This window comes from Prevotella marseillensis, from assembly GCF_900625065.1.
In the GTDB taxonomy this organism is placed as follows: Bacteria; Bacteroidota; Bacteroidia; order Bacteroidales; family Bacteroidaceae; genus Prevotella; species Prevotella rara.
Genome location: NZ_UYXY01000001.1, coordinates 1,810,853 through 1,833,269 on the forward strand (window position 1 = coordinate 1,810,853; position 22,417 = coordinate 1,833,269).

At 41.4% G+C, this 22,417-nt stretch carries 15 protein-coding genes and 1 pseudogene; 3 read left to right on the forward strand and 13 right to left on the reverse strand.

Features of this window, described 5'->3' with window-relative positions; translation table 11 throughout:
- Positions 1–7: 7 nt before the first annotated feature.
- From EJL04_RS07560 to EJL04_RS07570, 3 genes are read right to left on the reverse strand one after another with little or no spacing between them, the layout of a single operon-like run.
- On the reverse strand, positions 8–1,108 hold the full coding sequence (locus EJL04_RS07560) for a hypothetical protein (protein ID WP_125104562.1): 1,101 nt from the start codon (positions 1,106–1,108) through the stop codon (positions 8–10).
- On the reverse strand, positions 1,108–3,018 hold the full coding sequence (locus tag EJL04_RS07565; RefSeq protein ID WP_125104563.1) for an AAA family ATPase: 1,911 nt from the start codon (positions 3,016–3,018) through the stop codon (positions 1,108–1,110). Before EJL04_RS07565 ends, EJL04_RS07560 begins: the two co-directional genes overlap by 1 nt.
- A 1-nt stretch (position 3,019) precedes the next feature.
- Positions 3,020–5,650 carry an Eco57I restriction-modification methylase domain-containing protein gene (locus tag EJL04_RS07570; RefSeq protein ID WP_241209960.1) on the reverse strand — a complete coding sequence of 877 codons (2,631 nt, stop codon included), beginning with the start codon at positions 5,648–5,650 and terminating at the stop codon, positions 3,020–3,022.
- A 69-nt stretch (positions 5,651–5,719) separates the two neighbouring features.
- Here EJL04_RS07570 and EJL04_RS07575 point away from each other — a divergent pair, with 69 nt between their 5' ends.
- Entirely contained in the window at positions 5,720–6,760 is a 1,041-nt protein-coding gene (locus EJL04_RS07575) for an IS630 family transposase (protein WP_125103825.1), read from the forward strand.
- Here the strand turns inward: EJL04_RS07575 and EJL04_RS07580 are convergent, their stop codons facing one another.
- From EJL04_RS07580 to rhuM, 3 genes and pseudogenes are all read right to left on the reverse strand, one after another.
- Complete coding sequence (locus tag EJL04_RS07580; RefSeq protein WP_241209961.1) at positions 6,761–7,558, reverse strand: hypothetical protein; 798 nt, start codon at positions 7,556–7,558, stop codon at positions 6,761–6,763.
- 119 nt (positions 7,559–7,677) lie between these two features.
- Positions 7,678–10,947, reverse strand: a complete 3,270-nt coding sequence (locus tag EJL04_RS07585) for a helicase-related protein (RefSeq protein ID WP_125104565.1) — start codon at positions 10,945–10,947, stop codon at positions 7,678–7,680.
- Between the two features lie 487 nt (positions 10,948–11,434).
- Positions 11,435–12,063 (reverse strand): annotated as a pseudogene (gene rhuM / locus EJL04_RS07590) (RhuM family protein).
- 873 nt (positions 12,064–12,936) lie between these two features.
- On the opposite strand from rhuM, the gene EJL04_RS07595 reads away from it, so the two are divergent.
- Both EJL04_RS07595 and EJL04_RS07600 read left to right on the forward strand, forming a co-directional pair.
- Complete coding sequence (locus EJL04_RS07595; protein WP_021855654.1) at positions 12,937–13,686, forward strand: polyprenol monophosphomannose synthase; 750 nt, start codon at positions 12,937–12,939, stop codon at positions 13,684–13,686.
- A 278-nt stretch (positions 13,687–13,964) separates the two neighbouring features.
- Positions 13,965–14,723: a lysophospholipid acyltransferase family protein gene (locus EJL04_RS07600; protein WP_125104566.1), complete on the forward strand. Its 759-nt coding sequence runs from the start codon at positions 13,965–13,967 to the stop codon at positions 14,721–14,723.
- 790 nt (positions 14,724–15,513) lie between these two features.
- Here EJL04_RS07600 and EJL04_RS07605 read toward each other — a convergent pair.
- The 7 genes from EJL04_RS07605 to EJL04_RS07635 all read right to left on the reverse strand — a co-directional run bounded on the left by EJL04_RS07605 (position 15,514) and on the right by EJL04_RS07635 (position 22,309).
- Positions 15,514–16,689: a metallophosphoesterase gene (locus EJL04_RS07605; protein ID WP_125104567.1), complete on the reverse strand. Its 1,176-nt coding sequence runs from the start codon at positions 16,687–16,689 to the stop codon at positions 15,514–15,516.
- Between the two features lie 44 nt (positions 16,690–16,733).
- Positions 16,734–18,071 carry a dihydroorotase gene (locus EJL04_RS07610; protein WP_125104568.1) on the reverse strand — a complete coding sequence of 446 codons (1,338 nt, stop codon included), beginning with the start codon at positions 18,069–18,071 and terminating at the stop codon, positions 16,734–16,736.
- A 58-nt stretch (positions 18,072–18,129) separates the two neighbouring features.
- Positions 18,130–18,936, reverse strand: a complete 807-nt coding sequence (locus tag EJL04_RS07615) for a DUF4369 domain-containing protein (protein WP_125104569.1) — start codon at positions 18,934–18,936, stop codon at positions 18,130–18,132.
- A 90-nt stretch (positions 18,937–19,026) separates the two neighbouring features.
- Positions 19,027–19,455: a hypothetical protein gene (locus EJL04_RS07620; protein WP_021855645.1), complete on the reverse strand. Its 429-nt coding sequence runs from the start codon at positions 19,453–19,455 to the stop codon at positions 19,027–19,029.
- Positions 19,439–19,777: an FtsB family cell division protein gene (locus tag EJL04_RS07625; protein ID WP_125104570.1), complete on the reverse strand. Its 339-nt coding sequence runs from the start codon at positions 19,775–19,777 to the stop codon at positions 19,439–19,441. The genes EJL04_RS07620 and EJL04_RS07625 overlap by 17 nt, the downstream gene beginning before the upstream one ends.
- A gap of 631 nt (positions 19,778–20,408) precedes the next feature.
- Positions 20,409–20,855, reverse strand: a complete 447-nt coding sequence (locus tag EJL04_RS07630) for a lipocalin-like domain-containing protein (RefSeq protein WP_021855643.1) — start codon at positions 20,853–20,855, stop codon at positions 20,409–20,411.
- On the reverse strand, positions 20,843–22,309 hold the full coding sequence (locus tag EJL04_RS07635) for a capsule assembly Wzi family protein (RefSeq protein ID WP_125104571.1): 1,467 nt from the start codon (positions 22,307–22,309) through the stop codon (positions 20,843–20,845). Before EJL04_RS07635 ends, EJL04_RS07630 begins: the two co-directional genes overlap by 13 nt.
- Positions 22,310–22,417 lie beyond the last annotated feature (108 nt).

Consider the following 22,417-nt stretch of genomic DNA (forward strand, 5'->3'; position numbering starts at 1 on the left):
ATTTATGTTATTTTAAAAGCCAAACAATGTCATCCTTATCATTTGCAAGTATTTGCATAACTCCATTATGAAAATATGAAGGCACAGAATTGTAAGTGTGAAATGTACCATCGTTTGCCAATGTTACATTATCATATAGGTCCTGAGATCTTTCCATGGTGTCTTTTATTTCGCAATTTCTAATTGCCTTACGATATTCTGTTCTATATCGTTTTTCTACAGAATTTTCATATTCTTCAAATTGAGTTCTTATCGCTAATGATTCTCTCAGTTCTTGTTCTATTAATAAAACCGTATGCACATAGTCACCTACTGCATCAGGAATAACTACTTCATATTCTATATCTTTTATCTTCCTAACAAATGCATATTCTTCATATTCTTCATGTTTTATATCTTTCAATTTTAATTTATCTGGAAACACTACAGTATTTTCTCTTAACTTTTCTGCAATTTCCTGCGCTTCTTTCTCAAATGCTTCATTGGAAATAGTCCAAATCTTTTGTGGTCTGATAATCCAACCAAGTAAAGAATTAATGTATTTCTCTTTTTGAATATTGGGAATAGATTTGTCTCGGTTTAGGAGACTCTTGTAAAACTGCTCGTCATTTGTGTCCAAACAATCAATAAAGAGCTTTTTTGCGATTTCTGCCAATCGTTTACTTTTCGATGCATCAAATATGTCATCCATCATTGATGTCAGTTTCTCAGACTTCCTCTTCTTTGTGTCAAAATGTTCTTTTATGCGATTAAGCGTCTTTAATTTATCTTCTAATCCTTTTTTATTCCAACCTCCCCATTCGGATTTTTTTCCTGCCTTTTGAGTTGTTAGCAAAAATAATGAACTAAACTTTTCTATAGGAAAATTATCTCGCATCCAATTATGAATAGTGTTCCAAACATTCTCATCTAAATCAGTTAAATCTGTTTTATAACATTTTGATTCAATCTGTGTAGGATTATCTCCACCCAACACAGAAACATCACCAAACGTTTCAATATAAACAGACTCTCCTTCATGCATTTCAAAACATCTATCTAATGCAACAAGGAACTGAAATACAATACCCTTTAACGTTGGTGTCGAATCAAAACTTAGTTTTTTCATTATATCCTGTCTTTTAAATAACCATTTCTGTCTTTTAATATGTCTAGCAATAATAGGTTAGAAGGACAATTATAGTTCTGGCACACATAAGAATACGCTTTATATATTGAATCAAATCCTTCGTTTAATACAGTATCAGTTCCATCTACTACTATTTTGCAGATTTCGCATTTGCTATAATAAGAAATGCGCCGTTGTCCATTGTATTCTAATAATTGGATCGGTTCTCTCCTTCTCATAGACACAAGACATTTTTTACCATCTAGAGCTTGATATTCAAAATAGAAATCTTGTTTACATTTTATTGTCTTTGCTCTATTTATTTGAGCTAATAATGCAATAGCCTGCTTACATATTTTAACTTCATTCCGATAAAATGGTGAAGTTATATCATTATGGGCAGTAGAATTCAAAAATAAATCTTTATATATTTTTAAATCCTTAAATGGAGTATAATCAATATTCTCGAAACGACAAAACTCTTCAAGTGAACCTATTAGTTCATCCAAATTTTTTGAGATACTTTGTTTTGTCCTTGGCTCTTCTTTAACTCTATACGACTCAGGTAGCAATTCATTTAAACAACATTCACATTCTTTTCTAAGGAGAATTCCACAAAGAAAATAGTCATGACATTTATATGCGTCCTCAATTTTTTCTATCTTTGTTTTATCATCAGGCACATAATTAGGTTCGTTTGGCATAATAGAATCATCTATATAGATTCCTCCAAACAACCATTCTGAACTTTTATATTGAGTTTCAATTATACGTTTCAACGTATGGTAAAAAAGCCTATCGTGTGTAAATACATATAATGTATATTTTGAAGCAACTACGTCTAGTAAATATCTAATAACTTTCATCCGATTACTCATATCAAGACTAATGAGCATATCATCCAGGGCCAAAAATCGACCATCGGGAGCAGCCACTAAATCTAACAATGAGAATCTTATTGATAGAATTATTGCTGTCAATTTAGCTTCATTAAGCTGTGTTTGAGGCTTTTCTATATCACCCCATGTCCCGTCATCGTTCTTTTCTTTAATTGTCAGTCTAATAACAGGGGGCAGAATTTCTAATTTGCTGCTAACACATTCTTCTATTAACCTGTGAGCTATAGTTGTTTGGTGATATCTGTATCCATACCTCAACCAATAAGATTTATCTTGTTGAGGAATTTTATCCTGATTATTCTCATAATTGAGTTCTATGGATAATTCTCTATCGTCTAACTCTCTGAAATGATTATTATATATATTACTTACTAATGATGGAGCATTTATATTATCTTTATGATTAATCATTTCAATGATTCTCAAAACCTCCTGATTAAATTTTTCAATGAGTCTATCGTATTCAGGATCAATTCTTCGCCCTCTACCTCTTCTTTGAATTTTAGCAACAACCTCATCATAAAGTTCACTGATATATTTAGAACCGTCATTGGTAAATGTAAATGGTAATATATCTTTAATAAAAACAGGGAATAGATCTATATATTGAGAGTTACGAAAACTAAAACTATTAAACAGGAATTTATGATTAATAAAAACACATTCAGCATTCATATCTCTTAAAGGAGAGATAGCTTGTGCGGGAAGTTCTTTATATCCATTTTTTGATAAATGATATTTTGTATTACTTCCCTCTAACTCTATTTCAATATATGGATCTGCTGTTGTTGTATCTTTATTTACAAGACTCTCAGGGTTGTTTTTATCAAAATATATAGCACCCTTGTCGTGGTATTGACTTTGTAGAAGTGCATGTAAAGCGTAATAAATAGAAGATTTTCCACTTCCATTTTCACCATACATAAGTAAATTCTTCCCATCAAGAATTAATTCAAATTCTTTTGGGAAAGCCTTGAATCCGTCTATTTTTATTTTAGATATTGCTGCCATATCAATGCTGTATTATTGGTTTTAGAAATTCTTGACTGCGTGAAACAAAAAGTTTTAGCCTTGTTCTCACAGGATTGTCTGTCATGAAAATGCTACTATGAACAGAAATAATAGTATTATTCTTATCTTCATCAGAAAGTCCATCTATTGGTATGATCTTCTGATACAGATAGCTCATAATATCTATTTCACGTTCTTTCATGTGTTCTCTAAAAAATAATTCATAAACACAACCATCTATGATTTTCTCAAATAGATCTACAAACATTGAATTTATGGAAACAAATGGTTCTATCTGTTTGGGATTCTTTAAGAATACCAAGTAATCATATAATATTGACAATAGGTTCTGTTCTTCTATTGTAGCATCGGGTATATAGAGTTTTCGAACATTAGCTGGTTTAACTTGAGCAAAAGTTCGTCCTTCTTCTTGAGTTAGATTCTTATATAAATAATCTGTAAGAGTAGAGTTTAGAACTGCTACTATATACTTATAGCAATATTGGTCCGTATTCTTTTTAAAAACCAGAATACTATCTAATACATAGAAACTACTATCATCATAAACGCAACGAATGCTATCTGATGTTTGGCGCATTATGATCTTAGGTTCTTCAAATAATTTTTTATATCTAGGCCAATGCAAACACCACCAAGGAAGTGTTCCTTTTACTGTTTCACGTTTTCCTGATAACTTAACCTGATGGGGTAATAAATATTTATAGATATTATCATACTTATAGATATCAATATCTTTTGTCGTATAGATTATAACATGATTCTTATCATTAATCAGGTAATTATCTATTTCCGCACCAACAAGAACTTTATGTAAAATTTCTTTTTCTAGATGTAATTCTTCCGATTCTTCTGTACTGATTCTAAATATCTTATCTCCACCAGAAGATATTCCACTTGCCATTTCTTCAGCAATAGAATCAATCAATACCCCGTGTCGCTTAATTTCGTTGATAATTCTAATATTTACATTTGATAATCCAAGAACATATGATGGTACTGTTTTTATTAATTCTATTGATATTGATTCATAATCCTTGTTCCATTCAATATCACTAATATTATATTTTCTATAATCGGAATATTCAATATCATAAATTTCGTTTCTTTTTGATTTTGCAATAAAAATACAAGTAGGCACATCGGCATTTTCAAATGTATTATCTCCTAAATTTATAGCCCTAATAAGTTGGTGATTAAACAATATAAGAGAACGAGTCTTTTCATTTTCATTTTGAAAAAACATGTTATTAGGAACAATATAAGAAACAATGCCATTAGAATTCACTAATCTAAAAGCCAACGAAATAAAATAGCAATATGTCTCTGGTGTACGCATGTGTACATCAGAATAATATTCCTTAAACAAGTTTTTTTCTATGGGTAATAGTTTAGCTCCAAATGGAGGATTGCCAATAATAATGTCGAATCCTAAAAACATTCCCTTATCATCCAATAATGCAGGAAATTCAAAACGCCATTCAAAAGAATGCTCATAAATTTTATTGTTTTTAATATCCTCATGCTCTTTTTCTATTTGGACTAATAGCTTTCGTAATTTTTTTACTTCATTCTTTTCCTCTTTTGTCCTTTCTCCGAGAAGTAACGGCGTTTCCAGATTAAAGATTTTCGTCTTTATCTTCTTTACTTTCAATAATTCTTTGTCCGATAAATTTGAGCGAAATGCAGTTTTTACCTGTTCAATAATATTTTTGAATTCATCTTTTTCTTTATGATCTGATGTCTCAGTATATTTATATACCTTTTCCTTGTATTTGGAAAGAGACATTTTCTCATCATCGGATTTGTTTTTATTATATTCAGTAAAGACATTCTCAATAGGTACGTCAAGCGAAAACCTATGTAATATAGAGTTTCCACAAGTAATCTTATAATCCAAGTTTGGAAGCGGCTGTGGTTCATCTGCATCAACCACCAATGCCAACCAAAAGCGCAAACGTGCAATGTCTACAGCACCCTGCTCTATATCAACACCAAAGATGTTGTTCTGAATGATTTCACGTTTTGTTTCGGTTGAATCAAAGCTCCCTTTTGGCTCAGCATGCGGCTGCAAATTATGAATAGCATAATACAAGACATACAATATACCCATTGGGAAAGCACCAGAACCGATGGCAGGGTCGCATACTTTTACCTCTTTGAGTAGTTTCATAAATCGTGATGCAACATCCTTTGTTTGAAGTATAGGCATAACGATTCCATTGTTTATCAACTGCTCTATCGGTTTGGCATATTGTTCATCAGGTTCGTGAGCTTTCAAATACTGAATTACACTCTGACGGCACATATAATGCACTATTTCCTTTGGAGTATAGAATGCCCCTTTATCCTTATTGTCTTCCAAAAGATTCTCAAAGATATGCCCTAACATCTCCGGATCGATACCCACCTCACTATCATCAGGATCGTTTTCATCTATAGTGAAATTATACATATCGAAGAAATCTATAAGTTCCTTAAAATAAGAGTAAGGAAAGTCTATATCCAATCTATCGATGTTATCTTTCTCGAACAAGCCACCATTTAGGTATGGAATCTTGATATTGTCACCCAACCGTTTATCCGCAATATCACCATTCCTTTTTTCATTCAATGTGTTGAAAAATATAGTCAAAAGTAAGTGAAATGCGAAAAATCATTCAAAAAATAGTATCTTTGCACTATGGAAATTCAGTTGTCGACATCAGAAATGGAAGTTTTGCGTAAACTTCAACGGAATTTAGCCGGAAGTTCCGACTATGCCCGTGTGACTTGCATTCTGATGTTGGGCATGGGTAATACGCCCTCTTTCGTGTCCTCATGTCTTGGAATAGACGTTTCCACTGTATACCGTTATCGTTCCGCTTATTTACATGGTGGTGCTGATGAACTTCTGGAAAACCGTTACAAGGGTTATTGGGGGCTTCTTGACAGCCGTCAGCTGGCAGCCTTGTGCAAGGAACTACGCGAGCACATATATACGGATGCCAAAGGTGTGGCGGCCTGGATAAAGTCCGCATTCGGCGTTGAATACACTCCCCAGGGGGTTGCAGACTTGCTGAACCGCATCGGATTTACCTATAAGAAGACATCGGAAGTCCCTTGTGAGGCTGATGCCTCAAGGCAGGCGGCCTTTGCCGGGAAACTTTCAGAAATTCTTTCCGGTATGCCGGAAGATGCGGTGGTTTATTATGCGGACGGTGTCCATCCGACCCACAACAGCCGTTCCACTTATGCGTGGATAGAGAAAGGCGAGAGACTTGAACAGCCGACCGTCAGCGGTCGTGACAGGGTGAACATCAACGGGTTGCTTAATGCATATGACGTGACAGATGTGATAGCGCATGACTGTGAGAGCGTCAATGCCGAATCCACCCGGGATGTTTATCAGTCAGCCTTGGAAAGGCATCCCGAAGCTTCCGTCATCTATATCATCTCCGACAATGCCCGCTATTATCACAACAAAAAGCTCAAGGAATGGGTAAACGGGACGAAAATCAAACAGATATTCCTGCCGCCTTACTCGCCGAACCTCAATTTGATTGAAAGGCTTTGGAAGTTCCTCAGGAAGAAGGTCATTAACACCGGATTCTACAGGACAAAAGAGAAATTCAGACAGGCCATCAAGGATTTCTTCGACAATATCGGAAACTATAAAGAAGAGTTGGAGTCACTTCTAACTCTCAAATTTCGTTTGTGTAATTCGCAAACCATTTCTTTTTAACTATAAATATTCAAGAACTTCTGTAAGCAGACGATTGTGTCCTTCATAGTGTTCAATTAAATGAGCAAGATAATTTTTATCACCACCTGTCCAATCCGGCCTTGAGGCAGGAACACCCATCCAACCTTTTTTCTGAAGGAACTGTAAGAACACTATACGCCCAAGCAGTTTCTTGACATAATCACGATTAGGTTTAGTATCAGAAAGTTGTTGCAGGAACTTGTTATACTGTGCCTTGTATCCGGCAAAGAATTCTTTGTTCAATCGCTCAACAGAGAATGCTTCTGTCACGTCCGCCAAATAGATTGAACTGTTTTTCCTTTTAGAAACCAACTCATACAGACGGTCTGCAGCTGTCCTGCATGGCTCGTTTTTACCTAAAAGGAACGTGTATCTTTTAGGGGCTGTTTCAGATTTTACAAGTTCTCCGTATTCGTTGAACGATGTCTGCTTTGCAATGAAAGTCAAACGATAGTCAGGAACATTTTTAGAATAATAGAAAGCTAAAGCACCATGAATGATTGACTGATCAATGGTCTTAGCCGCTATGTCACGCAATCCTTTACGATTACGTTCAATAAGCACGTTATCTTTTACCTCAAATACATAAATAGCCAACGAACGTCCGTCATCAAGACGAATCATACCAGTCTGACCTCCCTCTTTAACCAAATCATGGGAAATTTGATTGATTTGAGTAAAGTATTCAACTTTTGGGAACATTTCAGTCAATATGTTCTTCCATTGTTCAAAGTCAAATACAGAAGATAGTATATTTTTAAGCTTCGATTTATCCATAATTATTTATATTTCAAGTTTTTATTCAAACAGATTTATATCATCTTATTCATTTAATATTGTCATCTGTTGAATTGTTATTTTATTTCTTATTTCTAATATTTTATGAAGTAAAAAAATCATATTGCAAAACTCTCAGAAATTATTATTTCCGGCATTAAATCTTTTTTCACTTTCATGTTATTTACAGCCTGAGCACCATGAGTGTTCAGTTCAATATGCTCAATAGGATAAGATGTAATGATCTTCATGAGTTTTTCCAACAATACAACTATTTTAACCGGTGTTTTCTTTGTTGCACTTTGCAACTTATTTATATCACGCTGCAACTGCTGGAATTTTCCAGTTGAGATTGCACGTTGAGCCTTTCTTATCAAAACAACCTCTTCATCGGTTATGTTAGGAACACTCACAAAGCCGTCAAGATAAGCCAATGCTTTCTTCTCATTCGGTCCTTGATTGTTAACCACTTTCTTGGTGGCAGCCTTAGCCGCTTCTTCTTTTTCTGAAAAAACTTCTATAGCTTTTGCCACTTGTTCATGATGTTTGTCATGCAAAGGAATAGCTTTCTCGTCCACCCTTGCCTCAAATTCTTTCACAGCTTCAAGGAATGTGAGTTCCTCAATGCTTCCGTCTTCACGGACGAAAGTAAAGGCATCCCTTCGTTTATTGCGAATAAACGTGATAGTACTCATAGGGATAAGTTTGCTCTTTCTGCCAACACGGGCTCTTAAAGGCATCTTATTTATCCGTTTTATTAAATCAGGATCATCTTCTTTCAACTTCCTTAACCACATAAGATAGCGTAATTTTTCATCCCGTTCTTCATCGACATTCTTGTCAAACAATCCAAAACTTTCAGGATTTTCGTCTGTAGAATAAATCTGACTATCTTCGCCGAGTGCAGCATGAAAGGCAAAAAGTTTCATCTTGGCTTTCTTCTCCAACTCTATATCATTATTAACATTAGTTGTTGGGAAAAAGTTGAATATGTGCACTTCTTTTGCAGTACTTCCTATACGGTTTACACGTCCGATTCGTTGCATCAACCTAGTAGAGTTCCAAGGCGTATCGTAATTGACTATTACATTTGCACGATGCAAATTTACACCCTCTGCCAGCACCTCCGTAGAAATGACAATATTATAATCGTTCTTCTTTTCCCCTTTATAATTGGCATCGAAATTAGCTTCAAGAACAGGCATCTTATCGTTCCTGTTATCACTCTGAACAGTCAAGATACGATTGTATCCGTTTGCTTTCAATGCATCAGACAAATATTTGGTTGTCTCTTTACTTTCTGAAAAGATGACAAGCTTGCCTTCCTGATTGATGGACTTATCAAAAAGTTCATTTTTCAGATATTTGTTGATAAAAGCCTCCAACTTAGGATCGTATGTTATTTTGTCCCATGCGTCTACCAAATCTTTCAATATCCGTCCATCATCTTCCAATCCTTCTTTAAAGCCATCCACAAAATCATCTGGTGTACAAACTTCTATGGTCGGATCTGTATATTGTGCTTCTTCTATCTGCTCTATCAGTTCGTCTTCTTTTCCTTCACTCAACAGTTCATTAACATTCAAGTTGGGGGCAATGTATATTACTCCTTTTTCAAACATATCAAGCATAATTTTATTTGCCTGATAATACCTTCTCAAAGACTGCTTAAAAGCATAAAAACTACTATCTATTCGTTTGACAAGAAGTGTTTTCATAATAGTTGCCAATTGAACAGATATCATATCAGCCTTATTGTATTTAGCTTTCTTTTTCGGCCTGAGATATTTTATAGCCTGATACCGATAGTATTTTAAGGCATTTTCTCCATTACCGCCCAAAGACCTAATAGTATCATCATACAATTTATCAAGTACTTCATCTAATTGATAATACATCTTATGGGGAGGCATAACATCAGGGAAATGAACATTTTGTTCTTCTAAATCCTTTCTGTATGCATCATTTTCCATCAAGTCTGTGCGTGTACGGCGCACTGTTAACGGCTCAACAACCTTAATTCGAATCTTTTCATAAATTGCTTTTATGCCATTAGATATAACATCAATATCTTTTTGTTTCTTTAGTTTCTTATATTTATCAATCTGCTCACGGAAGAAACGCTGCAAATTTCCTTCTTCCAAGGTGCTGTCTTTAGAATCCTGAAACAGATAAACCAAGTTTGCGATATCTTCAGGCTTATTATTTAATGGAGTTGCAGATACAAGTATAACCTTCTTGTCATGCAGACTACCATCAGCATATTGTGTTTTAGTCTTACATAATTTCTGCAATTCATTATACATTGAGGCTGTATCACTTCTAAACTTGTGGGCTTCGTCTACAATTATCAAATCGTATAATGACGGATTTTTCAATTTATGCAAACTCCCGTTTGTAACAATAGTATAATTATCAAGTTTAAATTCAGCCAATGTTCTTTCCCATCCTTCCTTCATCGCAGGCGGAACAATAACCAATGTATGGGAACGATGCATTGGAAAACCGTTCGCAAAGAAAAATTTCTTCGCTATAAGTGCAGAAACAATAGTTTTTCCTAATCCAACTACATCAGAAAGGAAAAAACCATTGTGTTTCATCATCTTTGAATATCCGTCATTCACGGCATCAATCTGATAAGATAGTTTTTTATAACCCTTAGGCAAATCGGATACAGAGTTGGGATCAAAGTCTATACTTTTACCGAAATATTCTAACAGAAATTTCAGATAAACCTCGTATGGGGTGAAATTTGTATTAAGGTATGACTCTTCCTTTATCTGCTCGATATGCTTTATATCTATTGCAACAGATTCTGCCCACAATTTTTCAAATGTTTCCGTAGCAAATTTAATATCATCATCATATCTGAGTTCTACGTTAAATTCAAAATTTTTCTCTAGTCCAGCCTCTGTAAGATTGCTAGAACCAGTGATAACTGAACCATAGCCGTGAGGGTGATAAACCTCCTCACGGAATATATATATCTTAGCATGGATGTTCTGCTTTGGATGAATACGCATTTCTATTCTCCCTGAAGTTATGTCTTCAATGAATTGATACATACCATCCTCAACATCCTTATCATACTTAGCTTCTTGAATATTCTTTTTTATATCATTAAAGAATTCTTCCTGCGACTGTTCTTCATTCGGATTAAATAACAATCCCTGCTGATTTGCCTGATACGTTAACTTATCAACATTTATACCCACCAAAATCCTAATATGTGGTGTTTGCTGAATAAACTTACGGATTCTGAAATATCCGGAAGCTCTAAAATAACCTACAAGCGCATCAAAAAAATACACTTTCTTATATTTAAACACACCCTCTATTTTTTCAAGAAGTGTATTCTCTTTTTCATTAGTGAAGAAATTAGTCCCCATGTTTAGATATCAAATAAAACTCACGTAACCTTATACTCAACAAATCAGATTTAGTTGAATGAATTTTCCATTGCAGGAAAGAATCTAGTAACGCAGAATTAAAGATTTAGATTATACTGCAAATTTAACAAATATCTTCGAGAAAGCCCCACTTATTAATAAAAAAATGCAATATCAGCAGCAACTTCAATCCATCTTATAGAATAAATACAAGCACTATAAAAAAATAGGATACATAGATAAACCCTAATAGTTCAATTTTATTGTAATGTACAATTCATCGTAACAATAAATATTATCTTTGCCGGCACCTTATTTGCCTAAATGCGAAATTTGCATAACGTGCTGGCTTTTCACGCGAAAACATTTTGAGATGATGACATCTAAAGAATAAAAGGAGGTTTCACTCTATCAATACGCAAAAAATGCGTGTTGTTCTTATTCTCCACTTCGCGGATATAATCCGCCCAAGCGCTTGTAGTTTGTCTTACTCATAATTGTTCTTGTTTATCAGGTTTACAACTACTTTCACCATCACGTCTTTTTCTTCCGTGCGGCTCTCGGCTATCATCAGCGTAAGGGCAACAAGAGTGTTATCGGCAATGCGCTTCGTGCCGTCAGGATTATAGAGAATGCCGTTACCTGCCATAAACCATAAGAAGAGTGTTGCAGCTATACTCTGCCCAATAAGGTAACAAGCTGCTTCAGCTCCGTATAGCGTTGTTCTGTCAGAGCTTTATTGACGGCATAACCTTTAATTAAATATTCTTTCAGCACTTTGTTTGCCCATCGGCGAAAGTCCACACCTTTTTTTGATTTGACCCGATAACCGACAGAAATGATGACATCAAGGTTATAGAAACGTACATCATGTGTCTGGCTTTTACCTTTTATCGCACCATGTTCTGTGGTTGTCGCAAAATTTGCGACAACCACTTCGCCAGCTAGTTCTTCTTTTATGGCATTGGCTATATGCTTACGGATTGTTTTTGAATCGCGCCCAAACAGTTCGGCTATCTGATAAGCATTCAGCCATACCGTATCTTGGTCTATTCTGACCTCAAGCTGTGTTTCTCCGTCTTCTGAACTATCCACCTTATTATTTCCCAAAAACAAACCTATGACTTACGCATAAAAAACCTATGACTTTTGATGCAAAAGTGGCCGAGTTACGAGGCAAAACTCAGCCATTAACAGTTTAGAAGTAAATGCATTGAACTTGCTTAACAAGAAGCCACATACAAAGACACAATCTTTCAATTTAAAACATAAAACAACGCAAATGCTTACGATTTTTCGGAACTGTTTTTATGATGCGAATGTATGGACATGAAAAGGCGAGCGGACTGGAGAGCTGACAAATATTAATCGGGCGATTGGGGATAAGAAGTGACGCTCATGTCAATGTTACGGACGACGGGGCGACTATGGTTCATGGTATTGCAATTGATAAAAAAGTCATAAATAATGTTACGCAAAACGTGATGTAATAAAGCAAATTGACTGAAAAACGTCATTTTAAAAGGCAAGGACGAAAAATAATGGCTCCGTTGGCAAATTTTTATTTTGTAGTTATGCCAATTTGCATTATCTTTGCATAAGATAAGCTGCATCTCGGCATAACATTCAAGCAAGACTTGATGATTCTGCTCTCGGTTTGCATTATCTCTGCAATAAGATAAGCTGCATCTCGGCATAACATACAAGCAAGCTTGATGATTCTGCTCGCGGTTTGCATTATCTTTGCATAAGATAAGCGGCATCTAGGCATAACATTCAAGCAAGACTTGATGATTCTGCTCTCGATTTGCATTATCTCTGCAATAAGATAAGCGGCAGACAGGACTGACCGGGGAGACAGGACGCACGGACACGACTGAGAGCTGCTTTATCTGAAGAAGAAGACAACAACGTTGAAGGCTCCATGACGACGCCAGCCGGAGGGAGACAAGACATATATAGCACGCATAAACAAAAGACATTCAGGACATGAACAAAAGCGACAGCATAGTCATTATACCTACGTATAACGAGAAAGAGAACATCGAGAAGATTATAAGGGCGGTGTTCTCGCTTGAAAAATGTTTTAATATTCTCGTAATAGACGACGGCTCGCCCGACGGCACCGCGGCTATAGTTCACCGACTGATGGAGAGCGAGTTTGCCGACCGTCTGTTTATCATTGAGCGCAGCGGCAAACTGGGCCTAGGCACGGCATACATAACGGGCTTTAAATGGGCCCTGGAGCACGGATATGACTATATATTCGAGATGGACGCCGACTTCAGTCACGACCCCAACGACCTGCCGCGCCTCTATTCGGCATGTCACGACGAGGGCTACGACGTTGCCATAGGCTCGCGCTACGTGAGCGGAGTGAACGTGGTGAACTGGCCTATAGGACGAGTGCTGATGAGCTATTTTGCATCTAAGTATGTGCGCATGGTGACGGGCTTCAAGGTGCATGACACCACTGCGGGATTTAAGTGCTACAAGCGCCGCGTGCTCGAGACCATTGAGCTGGACAAGATACGCTTCAAGGGCTACGGCTTCCAGATAGAGATGAAGTTTACGGCATACAAGATAGGCTTCAAGATTAAGGAAGTGCCTGTGATATTCGTCAACAGACGTGAAGGCGTGTCGAAGATGAGCGGCGGCATATTCGGCGAGGCTTTCTTCGGCGTGATGCGTCTGCGCTGGGACGGATGGACACGCAAGTATCCCAAGATTAAAGACTGACAGCAGGAAGGGACATGCAGCAGGGCCGCTGCCCTGCTGCAACACCATAACCACAACAACGCTGCTGCGCAAAAACGGCCTGTACGGACGCAAGGCGATACAGCCATAAAGCGCAAGCCGCGCAATATCAGAAGACGAGCAAGGGGAAAGAGCGCCCCGGCTTATCAGACACGACAACGCTCACCGAGGCAGACTAGGCTGCCACTGATGCAGCAGGCATCACAGACAGGTTAACCGCAAATATTATTCTAACGAAAAAACGATAAAAACAACTAACAATGAGATACATCTACCGAATATATCAAATATGCATCGCGCTGCCGATAATACTCGTGCTCACCATACTTACGTCGCTCACCACGAGCGTGGGCTGCGTGCTTGGCAACGGTCACTTCTGGGGCTACTATCCGCCTAAGCTGTGGGCAGCAGCCATACTCAAGGTGCTGTTTCTGCCGGTAAAGGTTGTGGGACGCGAGAACCTGAAGCACAACGAGTCGTATGTGTTTGTGAGCAACCATCAGGGCTCGTTCGACATATTTCTGATATTCGGTCATCTGGGACGCAACTTCAAATGGATGATGAAGCACCAGCTGCGCAAGATTCCTCTCGTTGGCTTTGCCTGCGAGATGTCTCACCAGATATTTGTAGACAAGCGCGGCCCGAGCAAGGTAAAGGAGACATACGACAAGGCACGCCACACGCTGAAAGACGGAATGAGCGTGGTGGTGTTCCCCGAAGGCTCGCGCACGTTTACAGGGCATATGGGTACGTTTAAGCGTGGCGCCTTCATGCTTGCCGACGAGCTTCAGCTGCCCGTAGTGCCGCTGACCATCAACGGCTCTTTCGACGTGCTGCCAAGGACAAACAAATGGTTTTGGGTGAAATGGCATCCGCTGACACTGACTATCCATAAGCCGATATATCCCGAAGGACAGGGTGCCGAAGACATAAGCAAGCGCATGGACATAAGCTATAAGGAGATTATGGCCGGCCTAACTCCGAAATATCAGGGGTATGTGAAGAATCCGAATCAGTAGATTCGTTTTAAGTAGTTAAAGTAGTTAGAGGAGTTATCGCCAACGGAGTTGGCTAGGAGCATATTTAAGTGAAGAACTAAGAGTGAAGAGTGAAAAATCCAAATGCAAACGTATTGCTTACAAGTAGAAACCACAATACATTTGGATTTTTCGTTTTTCACTTTTAACTTTTCACGTTCGTAAGACGCACCACGTTGCTATTGTGCCGGCGGATCTGCGCTCCGCCGGAATTGAATATAAGGATTTATTTAATCCGCTAAAAATTAAGACGCACTACGTTTGGTAATGTTCCGGGGAATTTTCAATTGTCGTGCAAGTGAGAGCAGAAGCAAATCTCATTTGGTTATGCCGAGAGCAGCCGACAATCAATGAAATTAATCCGCCGGTAAGAAGTATAAGAAACAGAGTTCAGCGTTAGCCAATTTTCAATCCGCTAACTTCCTTTTTCACATTATATCACAATTTTACGCTAACATTGGTATTGGATTTTTAGCTTTTCGTTTTTCATTTAAATTAGCGGTATTTTAAGCGGATCAGGAAATTAGCTGCGCTGAACTTCGTTTCTTATATTCGATTCCGGCGGAGCGCAGATCCGCCGGCACAATAGCAACGTAGTGCGAATCAACAAAGCATTTGACTCTAACTACTAGCCAACTCCGTTGGCGATAACTACTCTAACTCCTTTAACTCCAAATGACAATACCCAACAATGCAATTGGATTGACTAAAGTCGAACTTTGTTTTTTCACTTTTAATTTTTCATTTTTATTTGCACTTTTGCGCCAGCTCTTCACTTAAGCCCCTTCCTGTGCAGCGTAATAACCGATATCTCGTGGCTTGCTCCGAAGCGGAAGGGGATGAAGCCGCCGGTGCCTACAGACACGTTGATGGCACGGTTGCCTTCATGATACAGACCGCCCCACTCTCTATACATCAGTCTGGCCGGCGACATGCCGAAGACGCTGAACTGCATGGCGTGAGTGTGACCGCTCAAAGTAAGCTGCGCCTTGCTGTCAGGCAGGATTTCCTTGCGCCACAGACGCGGATCGTGAGCAAGCATAAGCACAAAGTTTGAACTGTCTACTCCGGCCATCGCCCTCTTAAGGTCTGTACGCTTTGGCTCACCGCCACGGCCGTCGTTCTCAACGCCTGCAACAATTATCGAGTCGTTGCCGCGCTTAACGGTCTTGTTCTCGTTGAGCAATAGCGTCCAGCCAAATTCACGCTCACGACTGATAATCTCACGCTCATTGGCCACCTTAACAACGTCGTCGGCCTTGATATAGTCAGAATAGTCGTGATTGCCGAGAACAGAATAAACACCGTCCTTGGCGCTAAGGCTGCTCAGAAGCGGAATAAACTCGTAAAGTTCCTCGGGCGACATATTCTGCAAATCGCCCGTAAACACTATCATGTCGGCCTTCTGAGCGTTGATGCTGTCGACAATACGCTCAAACACCTTCTTGTCCTTTCCGCGGTAAGTGCCGAGATGGGCATCGCTAAACTGCACTATGCGATAGCCGTCGAAGGCCTGAGGCAGGTCGGCAGAATAAAAGTCTTCATGGCGTATGTCTAGCTTCCGGAAGCCTATGGTGCTGCCGTAGACCACGATATATATCTGACCTATGGCCAGCAGCAGTCCGACAAGGTTGCCCCAGTTGTTCTTTGTGTGATGATAGCGGCAATGTCCCCAGCCGAGCAACGAGCATACGGCGAAGATAAACTTGGGGATGGCCAGCACACCGAAAAGAAACAGATAAACGTTGAGCAACTCGATGCGCTCGGGCGCAAAGTCGCGCGAGAACGTAAGCACCAGCGTATAGACAAAGAGAATGATCCCCGGAGTCCACCACAACAGGCGCTGCCACCACAAATACCTGGTCTTACGGCGCAGCAGTCTTCTGTCGATGTAGATGTCAGACAGGATTATCATCAACACCAAAAGCACGAATATCCTTGCAATCATTTTTTCAGAAGATTAATTTTTAACTAAACATCAACTACAGCCCCTTATCTGAAGGCTATCTCCTCACCACGGCAAGAGTCGAGGAAACGTCCGTCGTCGTAGACATGCACGCCGTTGCAGAACGTGTGAACCACGCGCCAGTTGAACGTATGTCCCTCCATAGGGCTCCATCCGCACTTGCTCTGTATGACGTCTTTCGTAACCGTCCACGGACTGCCGGGGCGCACAACAACGACATCGGCCTTATAGCCCTTGCGGAGAAAACCGCGCCCTCGCACATCAAAAAGGCGTGCGGGATTGTGGCACATAAGCTCTACGAGCCGTTCTATCGGCATAACCTTATTATCTACAAGCTCGAGCATGGACACGAGCGAGAACTGTATCATGGGCATGCCTGAGGCTGCACGGGCGCATCCGCCCTGCTTGTCGGCCCACTGATGGGGGGCATGGTCGGTGCCTATTACTGATATGCGGCCGTCGGAGAGCGCACGCCTCAGAGCGTCGCGGTCGGCAAGTGTCTTTACAGCCGGGTTGCACTTTATCCTTGTGCCAAGCGTGGCATAGTCGGCGTCAGAGAAAAACAGATGGGCAACCACAGCCTCAGCCGTTATATCAGGCATGGCATCGTGCCACGGCTCAAACAGCTGCAGCTCGCGAGCCGTTGTAAGATGAGCCACATGAAGACGCGCACCATGCTTGCGCGCCATGCTTACGGCAAGCTCTGTAGACTTATAGCAAGCCTCCTCACTGCGTATCTGCGGATGCAGGGCCACGTCGGGATCGTCGCCGTGAGCAGCCTTTGCAGCAGCCATGTTGGCATTGATTATGCCGGTGTCCTCACAATGTGTCATGACGGGGACACGGGCTTCGCTGAATATGCGTTCGAGAGCCTCACGGCGATCCACGAGCATGTTGCCCGTTGACGAGCCCATAAACAGCTTTATGCCGGGCACACGATGAACGTCGAGCCGGCTGAACAGGTCAACATTGTCGTTGGTTGCACCGAAGAAGAACGAATAGTTGACGTGGCTCTTTGCCGCCGCCAATGAGCGCTTCTTTTCGAGAGCCTCAAGCGTAGTGGTCTGCGGCACGGTGTTAGGCATGTCGAAATAAGACGTAACACCGCCATAGGCCGCAGCACGGCTCTCAGAACTTATGTCGGCCTTTGCCGTAAGGCCTGGCTCACGAAAATGCACATGGTCGTCGATAACGCCCGGAAGCACGTAGCACCCCGAAGCATCAACCACCTTATCAAAATGTTCACTGCCAGAAATAAAATTGTCTTGGAGAATGTCTGATATCAAACCATTCTCCAAGACAACCGAGCCACGGAACGACTTTCCCTCGTTGACCAGCGTGGCGTCTTTTATCAATAATCTCATAATATCTTTTAAAGCCCCTGTATATGTTCCTTTTTTGCGGTTAAGCCTGACTCCCTTGTCACTCTGCTCCTTCAACAGCCTCGCTCAGAGAGTCTTCTGATCCCGGCTGTGCCAGTTCGTTGGGCGTAGGAGGCGCCAGCGTCGGGTCGTCTGTTCCGTCGGGCATTGCCGTACCGTTCATTATAGCCTGGTTCTGCTGTGCCTTGCGGTAATAGTCGCGCACGTAAGGATCGTTCTTGAAGTTGTCAGTTGCCTTGCTCATTATATCCTCAATCCAGGGTGAAAGCTCGGGATATCTGTGGCCGGCTGTAATCATGAAGAACACGCCCGGACCCAGCACGTTGTCGAAATTCTCAACGATGAACGACGTTACGAGCTTGTCTTCCTTCTCAACAATCTGTGCAGCCTTCTGCGACAGCTTTGCGTTCACCTCGTTGATGTCGTGTCCGTCCATTATGGCCTGACTCTGCAGGTGGCCCAGTTCGCCTACCTCGCTCTCCAGCTGGTTGTACTTCTCGATAAACTTAAACAGCTTGTCGTTAAGCGGCGTTCCGCTCACCTTCTGCTGCGTGTTGTCTATCTTTATCTGTATTTCGCCGCTCTCGAGCGCCACCGGCATAAGACTCTCATCGTCCATGAAGAGAGTTGCTATACGCGTAGAATCGAGCGCCCCCGAAAAATGAAACTGTCCGTGAACGATGTCGCAAGAGTCGATATTCTTCAGGTCGTCGCCTTCATAAACCTTAAGAAACAGCATACGGCCGTCTAACGTAGGAACATTAGATGAACCTTGAATGTTGTAAGAGTTTACACACGACGTAAACACGGCAAAAGCCCCCAGAAGAGTTAAAAGAGTCTTAACCATAACCTTATTTTGTAATATTAGCACAAAATTACAACGTATTATCGATGTAAGAAAAATTTTTCATGCAATTTAAAATAAATACACTGACTTTTAGAGTTTTTTTGCCTCTTTAGCCAGCTCGCCTGATATTCTGTGAGTTGTATAAATCTCAAGCATGGCAGCAACGAGGAGCAGGAGCACCCAGTTGTTGTGAACATAAGTGACGTAATTGAAGTATCCGTCGGGCGAAAGCTTGAGGAACAAGGGCAGCAGCAGGCCATAAGAGTTTTCGACCATCAGCAGTGCCGAAAGAATAAACAGCACGTCGCCCGTAACCATGATACGGCGCAGACGCCTGATGGTGAAGTTGTTGCCGCTGTAGGTCTGCATCATCTGCATAGAAGCAAAGCACAAGGCACCCACAAGAAATATCCACGAAGCCATGAGCATCGTGCCAAAGACATAAAGTCCGGCACCGGCCACCATGAGCACCGCACCCGAAAGCAGAACAATAGTCTGCAGTTTATTTAGCTGTTTCATCGTTATCTGTTACTGGTTTTTGGTCATCACTAAGCACGAATATATCCTCGTCGTCGGCTTTCATAAAGTAGTTCTCGCGAGCTATCTTTGTGATGGCCATGGGGTTGCGCTTCAGTTCCTTTATCTTCTGTTCGTCCTGCTCATACTGCATGTTGTAGGCATCAATCTGCTCCTTCAGCTCGCTCACGAGTATTCTATTGCGCACATGCTTCAGCAGGCTGTTCTCATCGAGGAACCCGACAATGAGAACACCGAAAATTATCACAATCCAATATTTGTTGTGACTTATAAAATTCAGAATAGGATATAAACGTCTGCTCATTAAATTTACACGGTTTCGTTACGCAACGGCAACAGTACACACGACATATAAACGGGCTTTAGCCGCCGTAACGCTGCATATTTTTGTGCAAAGATAATGCAAGTTGGGAATATAACAAAATAATAAAGGTCTTTTAACCCAAATCAGTCATTAGGATTCGGTCGGGATTTTTGCTCTATATTGAGCGGATTTTCGTTAGATTTTTCGCAGTCATAACGGGCTATGTCAAGAAAAATCTGACTAAAAGACGCTAATAGAAACAAAAAGACCGGCTGAAAGCATCAATGCACAAAACTGGTAAAGTAATATGCGGTCTAATGACCGATTTGGGTTAAATTGTAACAAACAAATGTATCGCGTGGTGTCATTTTGAACCGGTACAGACACCCATCAATGACACAATACTGCGACATACGGCCGTATTTAAGTTTATTTGAAAGCAAAAGAGCGTATTTATATCACACGGCAATCTTCAGCGGCAACAATAAATACGGCAAACGGAAAGACGGACATGGGCCGCTATACACTAAATAATGCCATAAAAAGGCTGGCATAAAGGGGAATACTGACGACAACGCATCAGATATAAATCAACAATGCATCTGAACCGTGACGTCTGTTTCAAGACAAATCAGAAGCGCGTGAGCTGCAGCGTGGCATAATCTGAGCGCAATACAAGATTGTCGCCGTCGGCAACCACCACATCAAAGGTTGTCTCAGTAGAATTGATTCCGAACGGCAGCAGGTCTTCCACGGTAGCGTCAACACCGTTGTCGCTCGTAGCAGCCCTCTGCTTAAAGTCTTTCATCACCACCTTTGTCTCTCCGTCCTCATAGCCGAAGCGGCCTATGTATGTGCCGTAACCGTTGGGACCCTGCTTCTCGGACACCTCAACCACGTATCTCGTTATGCTGTAATAAAGGCGCGTACACTCGTGCATGCGTCCGTCGGCCCTCGTCTCAAAGCGTTCCAGTTTCCAGAATCCTTCTATATCGCTGTTTACAGGCTCCTTAAAGTCGCAGCCCGACATAGCCAGAGCCATGACGGCAGCAACGATCCATCCTATTATCTTGACCATAAAACTCCTGTTTTGGTTATTGTTATCATGCAGCCCATGCTGTCGCCTATATAGCTGCCCTTGTCGTATCCGCAGGCCAGTCTGAAGTTCCATCCCGCAGCCTTGCGCGGACTGTATGCCACTTCTGCCAGCGTGCTTCCATGACGCATCATGCGGTCGAGCGGCACTTTGTATGTTCCCCAATGGCGCATGTACGACAGCAGCAGGCGATACGACCACTCGTCAGACGGATTGCCGCCAATGCCTATATGGTGGGCCTTTACGCGGTTGCTCCTGAACATATTGGTTCCGTCGGCATTATATATTGGTCCGGGCAGAAACGGATGGCCCATTCCCATACCCCAGTGTTGCCAGTTGTAGTCGTGGTTATAGTAGTTGTCGCCGCCGCTCATCTGTATCTCATGAAACGAACCGCCAACACCGTCATAAAGCAGCGGTCCGGTCTGATCGGTTGTGCACAGCCCTTCCCACAGCAGAGTTGACACAAAAGGATTCTCCGGCAACGTTAGTTCCACGCCTATATGTCCGTCTTTCCAGCGTCCATACTGCCACGTTAGCTGCGAGTGGTCATCGAAATAATGCTCGTAATAGCATCTCAGCTTCCATGTCGGCGCCGTATAGTTGAGCGCAAAGTTCCAGCTTCCCACATGGTTGCCCTCCACGTTCTGCAGCGTGCTCTCCTGTATAGGTATGATGGCCTTCAGATATTCTTTTATCCCGCCGGGCATCTTTGCCACACACGTTGTGGTTCCGTCGTCATTCTTGCGCCACTTGCTTCCGCCAAACTGCGCCGCCTCGATCATTCCGATTTCCATCGTAACTGGTATCTTCTTTGGATTTCCCACTCTAAGCATAGCCGACTTGCTGTGATATATCACACCTCTGGTGAACGTCTCGCCTGGCTTTACAAAGTCCGACCGCCAGTCGCCGTCTGTCAGCCATCCGTAGCCGAAATGAAACTTGGCAGCCACCCATCCTTTGGTGTAAGGCAGATTCTGATATTCCTTCACCTCAAGACGCACCTGCGGCACAGGACGTGCCCCCGGACCTTCAACCATCATGCCGCTGCTTAGCCTCATGTTCTTGTCCAGCGGAAAGGCTTCGCGCTCCTTGCTGCCTATGCTCAGCGTTATATTGCGCCATGACACATCGACAAAAGCCTGCTGAACGACAAAGTCTGAAGTCTGATTAACGGCTCCGGCCAAGTCGAGTCCTGCCTCCAGACGCCAGTCGGCACCAAACATTCCGGCATAGTCTACACCCGCTCTGAGATATCCGCTGCACGGCTCTACACCCGACAGGCCATAGCGGTTGGCCGTAAACCACATAGGGGCATAGTCGCCCGTAGACACATTGGCCGACGTCTCCAGCTTATATCTCAGCGTGTCGCCTCCGGCAAATGCCGCGGCAAGAGGCAACATACTCAGCAATAATAACAGTTTAAGCGATTTCATCAGAATTAATCTTTCACCTTAACTAAACACCTTGATGCTCTTTATCTAAAAGGCATGCTACATATTATAAATCTAGTTATACCGTTGTCCTGCAAACATCCATGAGCC